Genomic DNA, 18,144 nt, shown 5'->3' on the forward strand with positions numbered 1-18,144 from the left:
GGGGGACACCGACGATGGTAGCCACCGATGCGCTTATCGATAATCCCCAATCATTCGCATGCACTTATCGAGTTGATTCATGAATCGCGGCTCATGCGCGGTAGCGCAGCGCGTCGACGATCACGGCGAGCGCGCGTGACGACTGCCGCCGGCTCGCGTAGTACAGGTGATGGCCGGGGAACGTCGGGCACCAGTCGTCGAGCACGCTGTCGAGGCGACCGGCGGCGACATGCGGCGCGGCGAGTTCGGCGGGCACGTATGCGAGCCCGTAGCCCGCGAGCGCCGCGTCGAGCATTTCGTATGTGCCGTTGAACGTGACCTGCCCGTCGACGCGCACCTGCAGCGTGTCGTCGCCGCGCGCGAGCTCCCACGCGTACAGCGCACCGTGCGTCGGCAGGCGCAGGTTGATGCAGTCGTGCGCGACGAGATCCTGCGGCGACGCGGGACGCGCGCGTTCCGCGAAATACGCGGGCGCGCCGACGATCGCCATTTTCAGGTCGGGCGAGATGCGCACGGCGATCATGTCCTTCGCGACCTGGTCGCCGAGCCGGACGCCGATATCGAAGCGCTCCGCGACGATGTCGGACAGCCCGTAGTCGGTCACGAACTCGACCTTCAGGTCGCGATAGTCGCGCAGCATCGGCGCGAGCTTCGGCCACAGCAGCGTGCGGATCACGTAGTCGGTCGCGTTGATGCGCACGGTGCCGGCCGGCTTGTCGCGCAGTTCCGCGAGCGCCGACAGCTCGGCCTCGATTTCGTCGAAGCGCGGTGCGAGGTTGCGCAGCAGGCGATCGCCGGCTTCGGTCGGTGCGACGCTGCGCGTCGTGCGCGTGAGCAGCCGCACGCCGAGGCGCGTTTCGAGTGAACGGATCGTATGGCTGAGCGCGGATTGCGAGACGCCGAGCTGGGCGGCCGCACGCGTGAAACTGCGCTCGCGCGCGACGGCGATGAAAGCGAGCAGATCCGCAAAGTTGTCGCGCGGCATGGAGGGTGTCGGGTGGTCGGTGCCAGCGCATCGTACCACCGGGTTCGCCGGGCCGCGTGGCGGCGCGGCGCGCGCGTCACCCCGCGCGCGTCATGCCCGGCGCATGGGGCGCGGGATGGGACGCGTAGCCGCCACGCTGGAACGATGTCGCGAAGAACCGCATCTGGTAGCGGATCGCATTCGCCCAGTAATCCCAGGTGTGGCCGCCCGGCCGCTCCGCGTAGTCGTGCGGTACGCCAAGCGCGACGAGCCGTTCGTGCAGCGTGCGGTTCGAGCCGACGAACGCATCGTCGCGGCCGCAATCGATCGTCAGGTCGAGATGCGCGCGCACGAACGCGCGCGCGCTTTCGACGATCACGTTGCGGTTCCAGAATGACGGATGGCGGCCGGGGTCGCCGAACACGTGGTCGATGCCCGGTTCGTCCTCGCAGCAGCGCGGATCGACCGCGCCGCTGATGCTGCCGACCGCGCCGAACGTGTCGGGCCGGTCGAGCGCGATGCGCAGCGCGCCGAAGCCGCCCATGCTGAGCCCGGTGATCGCGCGGGCGCGCTGCGTCGCGATCGTGCGGAAGTGCAAGTCGACATACGACACGACTTCGTCGCCGATGAAGGTTTCGTAGCGGCTGCCCGAATCGAACGGGCTGTCGATGTACCAGCTTTCGTGTCCGCCGTCGGGCATCACGAGGATCACGTGATAGAGGTCGGCCAGCGCGGCGATGTGCGTGTTCGACGTCCAGTCGGTATGGTCGCCGCCCGAGCCGTGCAGCAGATAGACGACCGGATAGCGTTCGACGCCGCGGTTGCCGCGTGCGTAATCGTCAGGCAGCACGACGGTTGCCCTGAGCGTCTCGCTCATCGCGGCGCTGGGAATCGCGACGACCCGCGCATGAAACGCGAGAGCCGGGCCCGAGACGGCGAGCAGCAGAAGCAGCCAGAAGGCGCGTGCCAGGTTCATCGATCCTCGCATGTGTCGATCCCGTCCGGCGGCGGGCGCCGGGAAAACCCTGTTCGAGCGACTCTAGCAACCGCGCCTTTCAACCATATTTCGGCGAACCCTACCTGTTGTCAGGCGAGCGGCGCGCACACGATGCGCTCGACTGCCTCGCGAAACGCGTCGGGCCGCTCGGCCGGCATCAGGTGCCCGCAGCGTTCGATCGTGTCGAAGCCGGCACAGCGCGCGAGCGCCCAGTCCGGCACATGCCAGCCCGCGCGCGAGCGTTCGCCCTCGACCAGCCAGACCGGATGGCGCTCGAACACCTGCGCGAGCGCCAGCGGGTAGCCGGGTTCGCCGGTCGTCTCGACCACCGAGCGGCCCATCGCGCGCAGCGTCGACGCCGGCTGATGCGCGAGCCAGCGGCGTGCGTCGTCGACCATGCGCGGCGACGGTTCGTCGATCGCGCCGCGCAGCCAGGCGAGCGGATCGGCGCGCAGGCCGTCGAGCATCGCGTCGGCTTGCGCAGGCGTCATGCGGCCGACCGACGCCGACCAGAACGCATCGTCGAGCGTGAAGTTGCCTTCGACGTTGACGATCCGCCGCACGCGCTCGGGGTGTGCATGCGCGAACAGCATCGCGATCGCGCCGCCGACCGAGTGGCCGACGACATCGACCGGCTGCGGGCCGAAGTGCGCGTCGACGGCTTGCCGGACATGCTCGACCTGCGCGGCGAGCGTGATCGCGTCGGACGGCGCCGCGCGATGCGCACCGTAGCCGAGCAGGTCGGGGGCGAGGTGCGGGCCGTCCCATCCGCGCACGTCGAACGTGCCGATGAAACCATGAATGAAGACGACGGGGGCGGGCTGGGTCATTCGGCGGGCGATGAAGGGAGGGGCGGCAATTCGAGTTCGGCGAGCAGTTCGTCGAGTTCGAGTACGTGGGTGCGGTCGTGATCGAGCAGTTCGCGCACGAGTTCGTCGAGCGACATGCGGCGGATGCCGTCGCGCAGCCCGCAACGCGCGAGCTGCGGGGGTTCCAGCGCGGCGACGGTTGCGCACAGCGCCGCACGGCCGGTGCGGAATGCCGCGACTGCACGGTCGAGCGGCTGGGCGAGATAGTCGCGTTGCGCGGCGAGCACGGTGCCGTCGACCGACGCGATCACCGGCAGTTCGACCGTGCGCACGGCGTCGATGCGCTCGGCGAACACCGCGTCGAGGTCGCGCAGGTGGCACGCATGTTCGACGAACGAGAAGCCCGTGCCGGCCGGGCGGCGCGTCCACAGCGCGGCCGGCACGTGCGCGGCATATGCGGCGAGCCGGTCGGGCAGGCGGGCCAGCGCGGCGACGACGTCGGCGAACGGCAGCCGTTGCGGATACGGGCTGAACACCGCGCCATAGCTGAACAGCACGCCGCCGAGCCGCCCGCGTGCCTGCACGACGTCGTGGCCACGCTGGCGCATCACGTCCGCGACCATCGCGCCGCAGAACTGGCGGGCCGTCGTGTCGGCTTCGAGTTCGGGGAAGGTGCGCGCGATCTCGTCCTGGATCGCGCCGATCGCGGCGACGCCCACCCGCGACAGCGCCGCGAATTCCGGATAACGCTCGGGTTGCGCGATCAGCGCTTCGAGTTGGGCGCCGAGCGCGGTGGTGCGGAAACGGTCGAAACGGGAATGCATGACGAACGGGCCCCATCGAGTAACGTATCAAGACGATACGTTACTCGATGGGGCTGCGTCAATCCGGTTGTTCTAAGGATTCGGTCGACCGGCGCGCCGATGACAGCGCGACGCCGGTTGCGCACGCCTTATGCGTTTTTCCGGCCTTCGATGTCCGCGCGCAGCCGCGCTTCCTGCTCCTGCAGCTCGGGTGTGAATTCGGCGCCGAAGTCCTCGGGCGAAAATATCTGCCGGATCTCGATGTCCGAATCGACAGGCATGGGGTTCGGGCAGCGCTTCACCCATTCGACGGCTTCGTCCATCGATTTCACTTCCCACAGCCAATACCCGGCGATGAGTTCCTTGGTTTCGGCGAACGGGCCGTCGATCACCGTCCGGTCCTTGCCGGCGAAGTGCACGCGCTTGCCGCGCGAACTCGGATGCAGCCCTTCGCCGGCGAGCATCACGCCGGCCTTCACGAGTTCTTCGTTGTACTGGCCCATCGCGGCCAGCAGTTCGGTATCGGGCATCGTGCCCGATTCGGAAAGGGCGGTTGCCTTGACGATCACCATGACGCGCATAGTTGTTTCTCCTTGAAGGGAAAATTCGAGTGGTCTGTCGACCGGATGAGCGGCTGACAGGTGCTTGCGATGGTACGACGGGCGAGGAGGCCGGAAATCGACACCGTGCCTGGATAAAGTGTCGTTTGGGCGATCGACGTGGAATCGAGGCTGGCGATCCGGCGTGCCAACGCTGCTGCGTCCGGCGCCGCGACCGACCAAGGCGGACAGGCGATGCGCCGGTTCAGCGATGGCGGATCATCTATTGTCGGCGCGCAGGCGAGCGGTCGCCCGGAGCGCGCCGCCAAAACTGGTATCCTGATCAGCACCACATTCATGCGGGAGGGTGCCATGGTCGCCAAGGAAGTCTCGAAGAAAAAGTACCTGAAGATTCTGAACAAGCGCCTGCGCGCCGAGCCGAATGCCCCGGTCGACGCGTCATTCGTGTTCTTTCCGCTGGGCGCGAAGGCGAAGCACGCGACGGGCGTCGTGTCCGACGAGCCGCGCAGCAAGCGCGAGCTGGCGCTGATGGCCGCGGTCCAGCGCAAGGCGGCGGAAGAATTCGTCGTCGCCGGCGCGTAGCCGCAGCCGGCCGCGCAAACAACCTTTCCTGTCGAAATCGCATGCATGCCGCGCGGGCGAACCGGCCCGCGCGGCCGCTTTCGCTTGCTACGCGGCGGCGGCCTCGCAATGCGCGATCGCGCCGGCCAAAACGCGCGGAATGTCGTGTGTGATGGCCGGCCCGTGCATCGGCAGGATGAGGTCGAGATCGAGCGCCTCGATGCGGCGCAGCGCACTCGCCATGTGCGCGAGCGACGGCAGGTAGTCCGAGCGCCGGATCGACTCGACGATGGCCGGCAGCGGGTCGTCCGTTTCCTCGTCGCCGAAGCGCATGAGGATGTCCGACGACAGCAGCGTCTTGTAGGCGGGCAGATAGACCACCAGCGCATCCCATTGATGTACATGCTTCGTGAAGATCGGCACGATGTCGACGCCGGAGAGCGTCGTCGGCTCGCCGTCCTTCAGCGGCTTTGCGCGCACACCGAAGATGTCGGCCAGCCCGTGCGTGCACATCGGATGGCCGTACGCGACGAGCGCTGGATTGGCCGCGAGAAAGTCGGGCAGCGCACCCATCTCGTCGACCTCGAAATGCGGGACGATCACGCTGCTCACCATCGACGGCGTGATGCCGACGGTCGCGAGGCTCGCGCTCAGTTGCGGAAAATTGGAACGCGTACCCGTTTCGATGCAGACGACGTCGCCGTCCGGCGAACGGACGAAGAACTGGCTGAAGCCGAGCTTCAGCTTGTCGATGTAGGTCGTCGCGCGGAACAGGCCGCTGCGGATTTCTTCGATACGAGCGTTGTCCATCGATGCGATCCTCGCGCGGGCAGTGGGGGCGGCACGGCATTGTCGCGCGCGTCGCGACGCACGCCTGGCTGCGCGAACCGGTGCCTCGATGCAGTCTAGCAGCGTCGATTCGAGCATGAAGCCTGTCAGTTCACGCAGCGATCGGAAACGGCGCTGAACACCGTCCCGGCCTCAAGGAAACCCGCCATCCGATTCGGGTATCAGGACGCCTTGTCCGCTGCCGCCGCCGGATACCGGCCGCTGCCACCGGCTTCGTCGCCCGCCGCCAGTTGTTCCAGCGCGAGGCCCTTCGTCTCGATCCCGAGCGTCCACACGGCGACCGCGGCCGCGATGAACGACAGCGCGCCGAGCGTGAACACGCCGCCCTGGCCGAACACGGGCAGCACGACGCCGACCGCGTAAGGCCCGATCAGCGACCCGACGCGCCCGATCGCCGACGCGAAGCCCGACCCCGTCGCGCGCGCGCCGGTGCCGTACAGCTCGGGCGTGTACGTGTACAGCGCGGCCCACATCCCGAACAGGAAGAACTGCATCGCGAGGCCCGTGCCGATCAGCAGCGTCATGCTGCCGCCGTACAGCGCGCTCTGGCCGTACGCGTAGGCCATCGCGCCGCCGCCGATCAGCGACGCGATGCAGGTCGGCTTGCGCCCCCAGCGTTCGACGAGCCACGCGGCGCACAGGAAGCCCGGCACGCCGCCGAGCGAGATCAGCACCGTGTAGAACACCGATTTCGTGACTTCGAAGCCGGCCTGCTGCAGCAGCGCGCCGAGCCACGACGTGAGGCCGTAGAAGCCGAGCAGCGCGAAGAACCACAGCAGCCACACCATCACCGTGCGGCGGCGGTACACGCCGCTCCAGATCTCGCGCAGCGCGCCTTGGCTGCGCGCGGCCACCGGCTCGGCGAGCCGCGACGGCGGCGGCAGCGTCGTGACGCCGGCCGAGCGCATTACCTTCGCCTCGATCGTGTGCATCACCGTGTCGGCTTCCGCGTGCCGGCCCGCATGTTCGAGCCAGCGCGGCGATTCGGGCACGATGCGGCGCACGACGAGCACGAACACGGCGGGAATCGCGAGCAGCGCGAACACCGTGCGCCAGCCGAACTGCGGCAGCACGAAGTACGCGACGACGCCGGCCGTGATGAAGCCGAGCGGCCAGAAGCCGTCCATCAGCGCGATCAGGCGGCCGCGCTTCTCGGCCGGCACGAATTCGGACAGCAGCGTCTGCGCGACCGGGAATTCCATCCCCATCCCGATGCCGAGCAGCACGCGGTAGACGATCAGCGCATCGACGCTCTGCGCGGTCGAGCACAGGTACGACGCGGCGCCCCACAGCACCATGCTCCACTGGAACACGGGCCGGCGGCCGAAGCGGTCGGCGAGCAGGCCGGCGACGGCCGCGCCGAGCACCATCCCGAAGAAGCTCGCGCTCGCGACGAGGCCGGCGGCCGCGGTCGACAACCCGAACTCCTTGCGGATCGAGCCGAGCACGAACGTCATCGTGCCGAGGTCGACCGAGTCGAAGAAGAACGCGATCGCGATGATGAAGAAGATCCGCTTGTGATAGCCGGAGAACGGCAGGCGTTCGAGCCGGGCGGCAGCGGAAGCGGGAGTGGTGGCGGCGGGCATGGCGTCCTCTGAAATGAAACGGGGCCTCGAAGCGCGCTTGCTTCAAGGCCCCGATGCTTCAGTAGACGCGACCACAAAATGCCGCATCAGAGGAAAAGCGCCGCCTGCTTGCCCAAATGCGTCATCGGCGGGCGGCGCGCGATGCGTCAGTTCTTCAGCTTGTATCCGGTGCGGAACATCCACGCGACGATCGCGAGCAGGATCACGAGGAACAGCCCGGTCGCGGCGAGGCTGATCCACACGTGCACGTCGGCGATCCCGTAGAACGACCAGCGAAAGCCGCTGATCAGGTAGACGATCGGGTTGAACAGCGTGATGATGCGCCACGCGGGCGGCAGCATGTCGACCGAGTAGAAGCTGCCGCCGAGGAACGTGAGCGGCGTGATGATCAGGAGCGGCACGAGCTGCAGCTTCTCGAAGCTGTCGGCCCAGATGCCGATCACGAAGCCGAACAGGCTGAACGTGATCGACGTCAGCACGAGGAACAGCACCATCCAGAACGGATGCAGGATATGCAGCGGCACGAACAGGCCGGCCGTGGCGAGGATGATCAGGCCGAGCAGCAACGATTTCGACGCGGCCGCGCCGACATACGCGATCACGATCTCCCAGTACGACACGGGCGCGGACAGGATCTCGTAGATCGTGCCCGTGAAGCGCGGGAAGTAGATGCCGAACGACGCGTTCGAGATGCTTTGCGACAGCAGCGACAGCATCACGAGGCCCGGCACGATGAACGACCCGTAGCCGATGCCGTTCACGTCGCTGATGCGCGAGCCGATCGCGGAGCCGAACACGACGAAATACAGCGACGTCGAGATCACCGGCGCGATGATGCTCTGCATCAGCGTGCGGCGCGTGCGGGCCATTTCTGCGCGGTAGATCGCGCGGATTCCTTGCAGATTCATGCGCGTCAGGCTCCTTGTGCGCCGTTGCGGCGGTTGTCGATCAGGCTGACGAAAATATCCTCGAGCGAGCTCTGCGTCGTGTGCAGGTCGCGAAACCCGATGCCGGCCGAGCCGAGCGCGTTGATCAGTTTCGCGATGCTCGCGTCGTCGCGCTGCGAGTCGTACGTGTAGACCAGCGCGGCGCCGTCGTCCGCGCGTTCGAGCCCGAACGGCGCGAGCGCGGGCGGCATGTCCGCGAGCGGGTGCTCGAGCTGCACGGTCAGCTGCTTCTTGCCGAGCTTGCGCATCAGCTCGCGCTTTTCCTCGACGAGCACGAGTTCGCCGCCGAGGATGATGCCGATCCGGTCGGCCATCTCTTCGGCTTCCTCGATATAGTGCGTGGTCAGCAGGATCGTCACGCCGCTTTCGCGCAGCGAATCGACCAGTTTCCACATGTCGCGGCGCAGCTCGACGTCGACGCCGGCCGTCGGTTCGTCGAGGAACAGGATGCGCGGCTCGTGCGACAGCGCCTTCGCGATCATCACACGGCGCTTCATCCCGCCCGACAGCGTCATCAGCTTGTTGTCGCGCTTGTCCCACAGCGACAGCGCCTTCAGCGTCTTCTCGATATGCGCGGGATCGGGCGCCTTGCCGAACAGGCCGCGGCTGAACGACACGGTCGCCCAGACGGTTTCGAACGCGTCGGTCGTCAGCTCCTGCGGCACGAGGCCGATCATTTCGCGGGCCGCGCGATACGCGTCGCGAATGTCGTGGCCGCCGACCGTCACGCGGCCTTCGGTCGGCGTGACGATGCCGCAGATCGAGCCGATCAGCGTGGTCTTGCCGGCGCCGTTCGGCCCGAGCAGCGCGAAGATCTCGCCGGGGCGGATGTCGAGGTTTACGTGCTTCAGCGCCTGGAAGCCGGACGCGTAAGTTTTGGAGAGGTCGGAGACGGAGAGGATCGGTTGCATGCTCACGGATGGTACGGCCGGCCGGTGCGACGGCGTGCGCCGCGCGTGCCCGGCGTCGTCGCCGCTGCGAAGCGGCCGGGATCGGGGACGGCATGGCGAACGGGCGTCATGTCGAACGGCGTTGTGGTGCGGGATCGCTGGACCGCCATATTAGCAATCGGTAGATGGAAATGCATTCTGATGGAATGGCCGTGCGTTGCCGGTGCCGAATTTGCGTGAAATTCATGCATGTCGTTTGATAGAGCGGCCCTTTATTTGAATTGTGCGAACAATCTGCGCGATTTTCGACGAATCGGGTGCCGCTCGCGTTTTGGCGCGGCAGCAGGGCCGCCGGCCGCGCCGACTGTGCTGCCCGAACGCCGTCGCGCCGTACCGGGACGGCATGCGCCGCGCTCGCGATAATGCGTTCCTTTCATGGTTCAAGGGGCGGCGCGAATGTCTTTGATCGATTTCAAATCCGTTGCGGCCGCGCAGGCCGTTGCATGGAAATCCACGATCGTCGGCGAAGTCGGGCCGGCCAGGATCAAGGTGTTGCGCATGGATGCGCAGCCGTACGAAGCGGAAGTGCACGACTACAACGAGGGGCTGCTGGTGCTCGACGGCAAGCTGATGCTCGAAGTCGAAACGGAAACGGTCGTGGTCGAGGCCGGGCAGATGTATCTCGCGCTCGCCGGCAAGCGCCACGCGGTGCTGCCCGGCAGCCACGGCACGCTCGCCATCATCGACGTGTAAGGTGCGCGGCCGCGTTGGCGAGGCTGCCTGCGAGCCGGCTCGCCCGCCCGGCGCGGGAGACGGCCTGCCGCACCGGGCCGCCATGTGGGTCATCTATTTGTCTGAGCAAAGAAATTGAAGGCTGTTTGAAAATCTGTCAAATCCCCGGCACGCACTAGGATTGCGCGGTTCCGGCCGTTTGGAACTCTGCATCCATTTACTTGTGCGTATCGTCCGATCATAGTCTCGACAAACGACGCATCACGATAACGAATCAAGCGTACGTACGGAGACCAATTCATGCGACGCCAATCCGCGGGGCCAACCGGACTGCCGTTTCCCAGTTTTTCGCTGAATGCAGGCGCGACGCAGGTCGCCTGCCTGCGTTGTCGCATCGCCGTGTAGCGGCGAACCACTTTCCGTTTCGATCGTTCCGACGGCGCCGTGCCGCATGACGGCGCCGCGGGATAGCGCTTGTCTGCCGCCGCGGCGTGTGCCGCATCTGATTTGCTGCATGGCGGCCGCATGAGCGCGCACTGTCATGCGCCGCGCACTTTTGCGACGGCGCGATACCAACCGGCGGGCCATGCAGCCCGTCCGGACGAGACTTGTCGTACCTGAAAAGGAGGGGTTGATGATTTGCATTCCTGAATGGCGGAAAGCGATCCTGTCATGCGCGGTGCTGGCGCTGCCGTTCGTTGCCGGTTGCGGCGGCGGTGATGATCCGGGGCCGATCAACGTGCCGCAGTGTTCGGGCAGCGCATGCGGGCCGAGCGGCGCGATCACGACGCCGCCGGTGGTGACGAAGCTGTGCCCGGACGCGCTCGATTACACGACGACCTACACGGGCGGCGCCGGCAGCGGCGAATATGTGAAGGTGAAGTTCGACACCACCAGGCTGACCTACCAGATGCAGTTCATCGATTCGTCGGTGCCGACGTCGGCAGGGCAGGTCAACAATACGCGCGCGGGCCTGACGATCAGCGGCGCATTCCACCATCCGACCAATCTTCCGACCGCCGAGCAGAATCGCTGCGCGTTCGTGCTCGACAGCGGCGCGACGAGCGACGGCGCGTATTCGGTGACCATCAAGCGTACCGATCCGCCGATGCTGTTCGTCGGCAACGGTGTGGTGGGTGGCGGGATTCCGGGGGCGACGATCGCGTTCGCCGGCCTCGAGCCGTTCCCGGGCGTCGTGCTCGGCGTGGTGCCGTCGCGTACCTTCGATTTCTATCCGTTCATCGGCTTCACCGACACGGAAACCGACTTCACGAAGGTCGCGGGCAACTACAACGAACTCGGCATCCACCTGTCGCCCGTCGGCGGCAACGCACAGAGCAGCACGGGGCCGGTTGGCTGGCAACCCGATGTCGTCAACTGGAACCAGACGTTCAACGCCGACGGCTCGTGCACCATCACGGCAGGCAGCGACTACTCGTGCCAGACCACCGGGGCGCCGTGGACGTTGCGCAAGAACGCGGATGGATCGGCCGACAACGTGTTCGTGAGCAACGCGGTGGCGAATCAGTTCGGCACGGTCGTGTATCCGTTCGCGGGGCAGGGCTCGGCGATCGTGATTGCGGCGCCCAGCCAGGCGAAGGGCATCATGATTGTCGGCAAGCTGAACGGCGTGCTGGTACCGATCGTGATTCGCGTGGGCTATACGCATATCGATGCGAGCAACCTTCTCGCGTCGGTCGCCGATGCCGAAGTGGGGATCTCGATGCTTTCGCGGACCACCGCCATCGCGGCAAATTCGCTGAAAGGCGGCTTCATCGGCGCAACGAGCGCATCCGCGTGCGGTGTCGTGGCACCCAGCACCGCAACGTTCGCGATCGCGACTTCGGGCCCGAGCTTCAACAACAACGTGCCGCATCCGGATCTGCCCGGCAGCTTCGACGGCACCTTCTTCCTGGCGCAGGCGGGCAGTTGCAACGACGGCACCGCGGTATCGACGATCGCCGCGAACTACACGTCGACGCTGTTCCAGGGCGGCACTGCAGCGTTCATCGATCCGCAGACGTCGTCGGTGACCTCGCAGTTCGCGCTCGACTACACGCAGGCCACGCCCGGCAAGATCAAGGTCACGGCCACGCAAGATTTCAACGCGAAGGGGGCGAACGGCAATGTGGCGATCTTCAGCAAGGGCGATACGGGCTGGATCGCGACGGCCGGCAATGTCTACGCGATGGTCGTCAACAACAGCAAGGTCAACCCGTTCTTCACGGTCGGCGCGTTCGTCCAGTAACGGCGTACTGAACACGTAATACCGGCGGCGCATGCGTCGCCGCCGGCGAAACGAATTTCGAGAGGATTCCTATGAATGTGAAGCAATGGATGGCCGCGGCCTCGCTCGTGCCCGTGCTGGCCGCGTGCGGCGGCGACGGCGACCCGCCGCCCGCACCGGTGGTCCGGCTGTGCCCGCAGACGATCGACTACAACACGGTGTTCATCGGCGGGTCGGGGTCGGGCGAGCTCGTGAAAGTGCAGCTCGACACGACGAAGATGACGTACCGGATGACCTACCTCGCGTCGCCGGTGCCGACCACCACGGGCACTGTGCAGCCGACGCGCGACACGGCGCCCGCCAATGTGGTCGACGGTACGCTGGCCGATGAAACGGGCCTGCCGACGGTGAAGCTGAACCAGTGCACGTTCCGGATGCAGAACGCGAGTCTCGACCCGAGCCGGCCCGCGCGGCTGTTCCTCGGCGAAGGCGTGCTGGGCGGCGCGATTCCCGGCGCGACGATCCAGTTCGACGGCGTGATCGGCGTCGGCAAGATCCCGAAGACGACGTTCCCGTACTACCCGTTCATCAGCTTCTCGTCGCTGGAAACCGACCTGACGAAGATCGCCGGCACGTACAACCAGCTCGGCTATCACCAGGTGCCGTCGCAGAGCTTCCAGCCGGTGGCGCTCGACCAGAAGGTGACGATCAACGCGGATGGAAGCTACGTCGAGACCGACAACTTCGGCAAGAAGAACGGCGGCCAGCCGCTCGCGTCGAGCGCGACCGTGAACCAGCCGTTCACGCTGCGCCCCGATGCGCCGGCGTTCCAGTCGCTCAACTACCAGCCGCAGATTCCGCCCACGCTCGCCGCGCTCGATCCGGCGAAGGCCGGCAAGGGGATGCTGATCGTCGGCAAGCTGCGCAACCAGCTCGTGCCGATCTTCATCCGCACCGGCGCGGCGAACGCGGACCTCACGCAAGGCCCGCCGAGCGCGGACGACGAATCGGGCATCTCGTTCCTGAGCCCGCAGACGGCGATCGCGCAAGGCTCACAGAACGGCGAGTACACAGGGGTCGACAGCGCGTTCAACTATCGCGCGACCGCGCTCGTCGGCGCGCAGGCCACGCTGCTCGATCCGTTCAATGCGTCGCAGGCCGCGCTTACGCGTGCCCTGAACCTCGACTACACGCAGAAGGTGCCGGGCGTCGTGACGACCGTGCACGCGGATGCGGCGTCGGGGCCGGCGACCGGCAAGTTCGTGTTCAGCGGCGGCGTGTTCGGGTTCCTCGACATGAACGATACGAGCAATCCGTACTTCACGGTCGGCGCGTTCGTGCAGTGACCACATCCGGACGGAGACACGGCGGCGTCGCGCGTGGATGCGCGGCGCCCGGACAGAATGAGGGGGAGACTTCATGAAGAAGCTGATTGTCGCGGGTGTCGTCGCAGGCATGTCGACGCTCGCATCGGCCCAGCAGGCGGGCGACAACGTCGCGACGCTCGGGTGGCTGCACATCATGCCGCAGGATTCGACCAACGGGCTGACGACGAATCTCGCGAGCATGCCGATCAACGGGCCGCTGCGCCTGCCCGGGTCGTTCACGTCGCCGGGCACGAGCCTGACGGTCAACAACGCCGATACGGTCGGCCTCACGCTCACGCACTTCTTCACGGACCACATCGCGGTGACGTCGGTGCTCGGCGTGCCGCCCGAGTTCACGCTGACCGGGCACGGCGTGATCCGGCCGCCGGGCCCGGCCGGCGCGCTCGGCACCGTCGACATGGACAAGTCGTCGAACCAGCCGGCCGTGAAGAACGCGCGGCAGTGGAGCCCCACGATCATCCTGCAGTACTACTTCAATGCACCGACGGCGAAGTTCCGCCCGTTCGTCGGGATCGGCGTGGCCTATAGCTGGTTCAGCAACATCGAGCTGAACGGCAACTTCGCGAAGGACATCAACGAGAACCTCGGCAGCGTGCTCGCGGCCGGCGCCGGCAAGCCGGGGCCGACGTCGGTGGAGGGCAAGGCGTCGTCGTCGTTCACGCCGGTCTACAACGTCGGCGCGAGCTACGCGATCGACAAGCACTGGGGGCTGACGGCGACGCTGACATACATGCCGCTGAAGACCTACTCGTCGCTGGTGATCAAGGCGGCCGACGGTTCGACGCTCGCGACCACGCGCACGCGGCTGAAGGCCGATCCGCTGATCACGTTCGTCGGGATTTCCTACAAGTTTTGAGCCGTTCGGCGCGCATGACGCGCGCCGGCGGCTTCCTGCGACCGGCCGACCGGGCCATTCCGGCCGGAAGGTCGCGTTCCTGGCGGCGTGCCGCCATTTGTGAAGAGAGGGGGCAGTTCAGATGAGCATTCGCAAAATCGTATCGCTTGTTGCTGCAGTGGCTTTCACCGCGGTTTCGGCCGCGCCCGCGTTTGCCGTTACCGTATCGCGTGCCGACGGGCAAGCCATGAATCCGAACGGGGAGCCGTTCTCCGCGACGGGGCTCACGGTCCTGGCCAAGGGGGCGATCAACGCGAGCTGCAACGCGACGTTCAACGGCACGATCTCCGCGACGGGTATCGTCAACATCACGTCGACGACGTTCACGGGCGGCGCAACGTGCGGCCTGATCAGCGGCAGTGCGAGCAGCGCGTCGCCGTGGACCGGGCAGGCCGACAGCACGACGCAGCTGTCGATCAACAACGTGAAGGTGAATGTCACGCTGCTCGGCACCTGCGGGCCGAGCAAGGTCGTGACGGCGTGGAGCGACCCGAACTCGTCGCTGACGTTTAACAATACGGTGCTGACGCCTGACTGCACGGTGGCCGGCACGGTCGTGACGTCGCCGAAGTTCCACGTGCAGTAAGCGATCGCGGATCGAAGCGGGGGCGTCCGCCGCGCGGGAGGGCCGTGCAGCATGCACGGCGGGCTTCTGCTTCCTCCGTGGCATTCGTGTCGTCGCGCGTATCGGCGCGACGGCCGGCTGGCCGCCCGTGTCGCGATCCGATGCGGGTGGCCATACAGGGCTGGCGCGGCGTACCGCGCGACCCGATTCGGCTGAAACAACAACATTCCGATTGGCCAGAACACTCCCGGACGACCCATGCTCACCGACCCAGCGAAGTATGGCGATGCCCGCGGCGCGACGCCTGACCGGCTGCGCACGGCCGCGTGGCTGCAGTACCTGATCGAACATCTCGACGCTGCCGCCTGCGCGACGGCGGCGGGCGACGCCGGCGACACGACAGTCGCCGCGTCACACGCGATACGCATGCGGGCAGGCGCGAGCCTGTCTCGAGACGCAGCGGCCGTGCTTCACGGGCTTGCACCGTGGATCGCGGCGCACGGCGGCGGCTGCGCATGCGACTCGACCGTCCCGCGCGGCGCATGCTCGCATGTGCCTTCCGCGCAGCAGCTCGCCGAAGCCGAACGCTGCTGCCCTGGCTCGCGCGCCGTGTTCGAAGCCGCACACGGCGTGATCGATGCGTGCGCATTCGACGATCCCGATGTCGGCTGGGCCGCGCTCGAGCGGATTGCCGGCGGTGTCGAATGCAGTGGCGATGATGCCGGCGAACGCGCCGCACATGAAAAAGACAGGCAGGGCGAGACGTCGCCTGCAAAGAACCTGAGAGAAAGGCTGGCCGTCGTCGTGGTGGCGAGTGCGGAAACGTCGGCGCGGCCCGGCGCCGTCATCGACGCAATCGTGCTGCGCATGTGCGGCCCGCGCGACGACGCATCGCGCATCGACGAGATGGCTGCGCTCGCGATGTTCTCGGCAGCACTCGCCGCCGGCAACGGGGTTTCCGCTGCCGCGTATGGCGGGCAGCACAACCTCGTTGCGCGGGCGATTCGCACGCATCGCGCCGATCTCGCGTCGATGGACGGGCTGCTTGCTGCGCTGTCCGTGTGCCGGCTCGACCGGCTCGTCGGCGCGGGCAGCTTCTGGGCGTACTACCTGTTGGCAGGCATTGTGATCGCGGCGCCCGAAGCAGTGCGGGAAATCGGCCACCGCTTTCACGGCGACACATGGCAGGCGTGGCTCGATGAAATGCTCGCGTGGCCGGCAGTCAGCCGTTTCGGGCCGAAAGAGGATGTCGCGTTCGAACGCCTGCGCGACGCGATGAGCCTGACGTCGCGATGGAACCCGATCGTCCGCGCCAAGCGGATGCGCACGCAAGCCGTGGCGACGGCCCGGTTCGGCGATAGCGAGGAGAAGGCCGGCTGACCCACGGCCTTTTGCCGAAACGATAGGAAACGACACGCGCGCGAGCACCCTGTTCGCGTCGAAATACTGCGCCCCATTCGCACACGCGAGCGGGGCGTCATGTCGTCGGCATCCACCGCCGTCTCGCGCCATGCCAAACTGGCGCCGCGAGCGGCAGCAACAGATTCGAGCCGCATCGACCTGACGCAGTATGATTCCGCAGACGATGCCGGCGATCGATTCGGTGTAACCGACCGCCCGCCGGCGCCGCCGAAGATCTGCCAAGCCAGTTGAAAGCCGGACGCCAAAGGCCATCGCGCAGATCGCCGCTGCCGAACCCGCGTCCGGATCACCTCCATCGAAACGGTCAGTCAGATGTCAAAGCAAAGCAAGAAAATCCTTCTTCTTAGCGTCAGCGCAGGCGCCGGTCATACCCGCGCGGCCGAAGCGATCCGCGCATTCGCAGACAGCCATCCGGCCGGCATCGAAGCCACGCACCTGGACGTGATGGATTTCGTTTCCACCGGCTTCCGCAAGCTGTACACCGATTTCTACATCAAGCTCGTCAGCAGCCAGCCGGCGCTTTGGGGCTACCTGTACCAGAAGACCGACGAGGTCGATCCCGGCGCGCCGTCGCAGAAGATCCGGCGCGCGATCGAGCGGCTCAATTGCCGGCAGTTGCTCGCGGAAATCGAACGGCAGCGCCCCGACGCGATCATCTGCACGCACTTCCTGCCCGCCGAACTGCTGTCACGCGAGATTCGCAAGGGGCGCGTCGACACGCCGGTGTGGGTGCAGGTCACCGATTTCGACCTGCACAGCATGTGGGTCGTGCCCAACATGCGCGGCTACTTCGCGGCCAACGACGAGATCGCGTGGCGCATGCACGCGCGCGGCATGGCGCCCGAAACGGTGCACGTCAGCGGCATCCCGATCATGCCGGCGTTCGGCCAGCCCCTCGATCGCGTGGCCTGCGCGGCCGAATTCGGCCTCGATCCCGCGCGACCGACGTTCCTGATGATGTCCGGCGGCGCCGGCCTCGGCGGGCTCGATGTGCTGGCGACGCGTCTGCTGGAGATGGATGCCGATTTCCAGCTGATCGCGCTGGCCGGCAAGAACCAGGCGATGCTGGCGTCGTTGCAGGCGCTTGCCGCGCGGCATCCCGGCCGGCTCTTTCCGCAGGGCTTCACGCAACAGGTCGAACGCCTGATGGCCTGCGCCGACCTCGTCATCACGAAGCCGGGCGGCCTGACGACTTCCGAATGTCTCGCGATGCAGTTGCCGATGATCGTCAACTCGCCGATTCCGGGCCAGGAAGAGCGCAATGCGGATTTCCTGCTCGAACAGGGCGTGGCGCTGAAGGCCATCGACGACGATGCGCTCGTCTACCGGATCCGCGCGTTGCTGCAGACGCCGGAGCGCCTGGCCGACATGCGCCGCCGCCTGGCTCCGCTCGGGCGGCCGCTGGCCGGACGCTTCGTGCTGGACCGCGTGCTGGGTATGGAGCCTGCCGCATGAGCGTCGCGCGTTTTGTGCCGACGCGCCATACGCTGTTCGTCGTCGCGTGGGTCGTGTTGCTCGCGTTCTTTTTCGCGAACGTCGAGATCCAGATCGAAGGCAGCGCGGGCTGGGCCGCCAACCTGCCGACCTGGCGCATCGAGCATCACTGGCTGCTCGATATCTTCTGGGGCGGGCGCCCGATGACCGGATACCACGCGTGGGTGTTCCCGTTCGTCGCGTTGTTCTTCCACCTGCCGCCCGTTTTCAACGGGCGGTGGTCGTGGCGCATCGAAGCGCGCATCATCGCGTGCATCATGCTGTTCTGGCTGACCGAGGATTTTCTGTGGTTCGTGTTGAATCCGGCCTATGGTCTTGCCCGCTTCAACCCGGCCAATGTACCGTGGCATATCCACTGGCTGGGCGTTGCCCCGACCGACTACTGGACCATGAGCGCCGCCGCGATCGTCCTGTTCATCCTGTCCCGCGAGCGCAAGCGCGCATTCCACTGACCG

Annotated in this window: 18 protein-coding genes; 9 read left to right on the forward strand and 9 right to left on the reverse strand. The window is 66.7% G+C overall.

The genetic code is table 11. The features are described from left to right. Positions 1–91: 91 nt before the first annotated feature. The 5 genes from CUJ89_RS19225 to CUJ89_RS19245 all read right to left on the reverse strand — a co-directional run bounded on the left by CUJ89_RS19225 (position 92) and on the right by CUJ89_RS19245 (position 4,154). Complete coding sequence (locus CUJ89_RS19225) at positions 92–985, reverse strand: LysR family transcriptional regulator (protein ID WP_114179086.1); 894 nt, start codon at positions 983–985, stop codon at positions 92–94. 76 nt (positions 986–1,061) lie between these two features. Further along, complete coding sequence (locus tag CUJ89_RS19230; protein WP_201752369.1) at positions 1,062–1,940, reverse strand: alpha/beta hydrolase; 879 nt, start codon at positions 1,938–1,940, stop codon at positions 1,062–1,064. Between the two features lie 110 nt (positions 1,941–2,050). Further along, positions 2,051–2,791 (reverse strand): alpha/beta fold hydrolase, encoded by a 741-nt coding sequence (locus CUJ89_RS19235; protein ID WP_114179088.1) that lies wholly within the window; start codon positions 2,789–2,791, stop codon positions 2,051–2,053. After that, the gene (locus CUJ89_RS19240; protein WP_114179089.1) at positions 2,788–3,594 is read right to left on the reverse strand and encodes a DinB family protein; all 807 of its coding nucleotides are present in this window, start codon (positions 3,592–3,594) and stop codon (positions 2,788–2,790) included. The genes CUJ89_RS19235 and CUJ89_RS19240 overlap by 4 nt, the downstream gene beginning before the upstream one ends. A 128-nt stretch (positions 3,595–3,722) precedes the next feature. Next, the gene (locus CUJ89_RS19245; RefSeq protein ID WP_114179090.1) at positions 3,723–4,154 is read right to left on the reverse strand and encodes a YciI family protein; all 432 of its coding nucleotides are present in this window, start codon (positions 4,152–4,154) and stop codon (positions 3,723–3,725) included. Between the two features lie 330 nt (positions 4,155–4,484). On the opposite strand from CUJ89_RS19245, the gene CUJ89_RS19250 reads away from it, so the two are divergent. Next, positions 4,485–4,715 (forward strand): hypothetical protein, encoded by a 231-nt coding sequence (locus CUJ89_RS19250; protein WP_114179091.1) that lies wholly within the window; start codon positions 4,485–4,487, stop codon positions 4,713–4,715. 87 nt (positions 4,716–4,802) lie between these two features. Here CUJ89_RS19250 and CUJ89_RS19255 read toward each other — a convergent pair whose 3' ends face one another. The 4 genes from CUJ89_RS19255 to CUJ89_RS19270 all read right to left on the reverse strand — a co-directional run bounded on the left by CUJ89_RS19255 (position 4,803) and on the right by CUJ89_RS19270 (position 8,987). After that, complete coding sequence (locus tag CUJ89_RS19255) at positions 4,803–5,504, reverse strand: MBL fold metallo-hydrolase (RefSeq protein ID WP_114179092.1); 702 nt, start codon at positions 5,502–5,504, stop codon at positions 4,803–4,805. A 200-nt stretch (positions 5,505–5,704) separates the two neighbouring features. Then, positions 5,705–7,129 carry an MFS transporter gene (locus CUJ89_RS19260; RefSeq protein ID WP_114179093.1) on the reverse strand — a complete coding sequence of 475 codons (1,425 nt, stop codon included), beginning with the start codon at positions 7,127–7,129 and terminating at the stop codon, positions 5,705–5,707. A gap of 146 nt (positions 7,130–7,275) precedes the next feature. After that, entirely contained in the window at positions 7,276–8,037 is a 762-nt protein-coding gene (locus CUJ89_RS19265; RefSeq protein WP_114179094.1) for an ABC transporter permease, read from the reverse strand. 5 nt (positions 8,038–8,042) lie between these two features. After that, positions 8,043–8,987 (reverse strand): ABC transporter ATP-binding protein, encoded by a 945-nt coding sequence (locus tag CUJ89_RS19270; protein ID WP_114179095.1) that lies wholly within the window; start codon positions 8,985–8,987, stop codon positions 8,043–8,045. Between the two features lie 435 nt (positions 8,988–9,422). Between CUJ89_RS19270 and CUJ89_RS19280 the strand changes: the two genes are divergently transcribed. From CUJ89_RS19280 to CUJ89_RS19315, 8 genes are all read left to right on the forward strand, one after another. Then, entirely contained in the window at positions 9,423–9,719 is a 297-nt protein-coding gene (locus tag CUJ89_RS19280) for a cupin domain-containing protein (RefSeq protein ID WP_114179096.1), read from the forward strand. A gap of 613 nt (positions 9,720–10,332) precedes the next feature. Continuing rightward, complete coding sequence (locus tag CUJ89_RS19285) at positions 10,333–11,946, forward strand: DUF2957 domain-containing protein (protein WP_114179097.1); 1,614 nt, start codon at positions 10,333–10,335, stop codon at positions 11,944–11,946. Between the two features lie 71 nt (positions 11,947–12,017). Next, positions 12,018–13,271, forward strand: a complete 1,254-nt coding sequence (locus CUJ89_RS19290) for a DUF2957 domain-containing protein (RefSeq protein ID WP_114179098.1) — start codon at positions 12,018–12,020, stop codon at positions 13,269–13,271. 73 nt (positions 13,272–13,344) lie between these two features. Continuing rightward, positions 13,345–14,169, forward strand: coding sequence for an OmpW/AlkL family protein (locus tag CUJ89_RS19295; protein WP_114179099.1), 825 nt, complete (start codon positions 13,345–13,347; stop codon positions 14,167–14,169). A 121-nt stretch (positions 14,170–14,290) separates the two neighbouring features. Continuing rightward, entirely contained in the window at positions 14,291–14,794 is a 504-nt protein-coding gene (locus CUJ89_RS19300; protein ID WP_114179100.1) for an activator protein, read from the forward strand. 237 nt (positions 14,795–15,031) lie between these two features. Continuing rightward, a complete protein-coding gene (locus CUJ89_RS19305) occupies positions 15,032–16,153 on the forward strand; it encodes a hypothetical protein (RefSeq protein ID WP_114179101.1) in 1,122 nt (373 codons plus the stop codon). 354 nt (positions 16,154–16,507) lie between these two features. Beyond that, positions 16,508–17,650, forward strand: a complete 1,143-nt coding sequence (locus CUJ89_RS19310) for an MGDG synthase family glycosyltransferase (protein ID WP_114179102.1) — start codon at positions 16,508–16,510, stop codon at positions 17,648–17,650. Then, complete coding sequence (locus CUJ89_RS19315) at positions 17,647–18,141, forward strand: hypothetical protein (RefSeq protein ID WP_114179103.1); 495 nt, start codon at positions 17,647–17,649, stop codon at positions 18,139–18,141. The genes CUJ89_RS19310 and CUJ89_RS19315 overlap by 4 nt, the downstream gene beginning before the upstream one ends. Positions 18,142–18,144: the final 3 nt, after the last annotated feature.

Source organism: Burkholderia pyrrocinia (genome assembly GCF_003330765.1).
GTDB classification, from domain to species: domain Bacteria; phylum Pseudomonadota; class Gammaproteobacteria; order Burkholderiales; family Burkholderiaceae; genus Burkholderia; species Burkholderia pyrrocinia_B.

Coding starts and splice junctions, on each gene's coding strand:
- CUJ89_RS19225 (WP_114179086.1), bottom strand. CDS start 985: ATGCCGCGCGACAACTTTGCGGATCTGCTCGCTTTCATCGCCGTCGCG.
- CUJ89_RS19230 (WP_201752369.1), bottom strand. CDS start 1,940: ATGAACCTGGCACGCGCCTTCTGGCTGCTTCTGCTGCTCGCCGTCTCG.
- CUJ89_RS19235 (WP_114179088.1), bottom strand. CDS start 2,791: ATGACCCAGCCCGCCCCCGTCGTCTTCATTCATGGTTTCATCGGCACG.
- CUJ89_RS19240 (WP_114179089.1), bottom strand. CDS start 3,594: ATGCATTCCCGTTTCGACCGTTTCCGCACCACCGCGCTCGGCGCCCAA.
- CUJ89_RS19245 (WP_114179090.1), bottom strand. CDS start 4,154: ATGCGCGTCATGGTGATCGTCAAGGCAACCGCCCTTTCCGAATCGGGC.
- CUJ89_RS19250 (WP_114179091.1), top strand. CDS start 4,485: ATGGTCGCCAAGGAAGTCTCGAAGAAAAAGTACCTGAAGATTCTGAAC.
- CUJ89_RS19255 (WP_114179092.1), bottom strand. CDS start 5,504: ATGGACAACGCTCGTATCGAAGAAATCCGCAGCGGCCTGTTCCGCGCG.
- CUJ89_RS19260 (WP_114179093.1), bottom strand. CDS start 7,129: ATGCCCGCCGCCACCACTCCCGCTTCCGCTGCCGCCCGGCTCGAACGC.
- CUJ89_RS19265 (WP_114179094.1), bottom strand. CDS start 8,037: ATGAATCTGCAAGGAATCCGCGCGATCTACCGCGCAGAAATGGCCCGC.
- CUJ89_RS19270 (WP_114179095.1), bottom strand. CDS start 8,987: ATGCAACCGATCCTCTCCGTCTCCGACCTCTCCAAAACTTACGCGTCC.
- CUJ89_RS19280 (WP_114179096.1), top strand. CDS start 9,423: ATGTCTTTGATCGATTTCAAATCCGTTGCGGCCGCGCAGGCCGTTGCA.
- CUJ89_RS19285 (WP_114179097.1), top strand. CDS start 10,333: ATGATTTGCATTCCTGAATGGCGGAAAGCGATCCTGTCATGCGCGGTG.
- CUJ89_RS19290 (WP_114179098.1), top strand. CDS start 12,018: ATGAATGTGAAGCAATGGATGGCCGCGGCCTCGCTCGTGCCCGTGCTG.
- CUJ89_RS19295 (WP_114179099.1), top strand. CDS start 13,345: ATGAAGAAGCTGATTGTCGCGGGTGTCGTCGCAGGCATGTCGACGCTC.
- CUJ89_RS19300 (WP_114179100.1), top strand. CDS start 14,291: ATGAGCATTCGCAAAATCGTATCGCTTGTTGCTGCAGTGGCTTTCACC.
- CUJ89_RS19305 (WP_114179101.1), top strand. CDS start 15,032: ATGCTCACCGACCCAGCGAAGTATGGCGATGCCCGCGGCGCGACGCCT.
- CUJ89_RS19310 (WP_114179102.1), top strand. CDS start 16,508: ATGTCAAAGCAAAGCAAGAAAATCCTTCTTCTTAGCGTCAGCGCAGGC.
- CUJ89_RS19315 (WP_114179103.1), top strand. CDS start 17,647: ATGAGCGTCGCGCGTTTTGTGCCGACGCGCCATACGCTGTTCGTCGTC.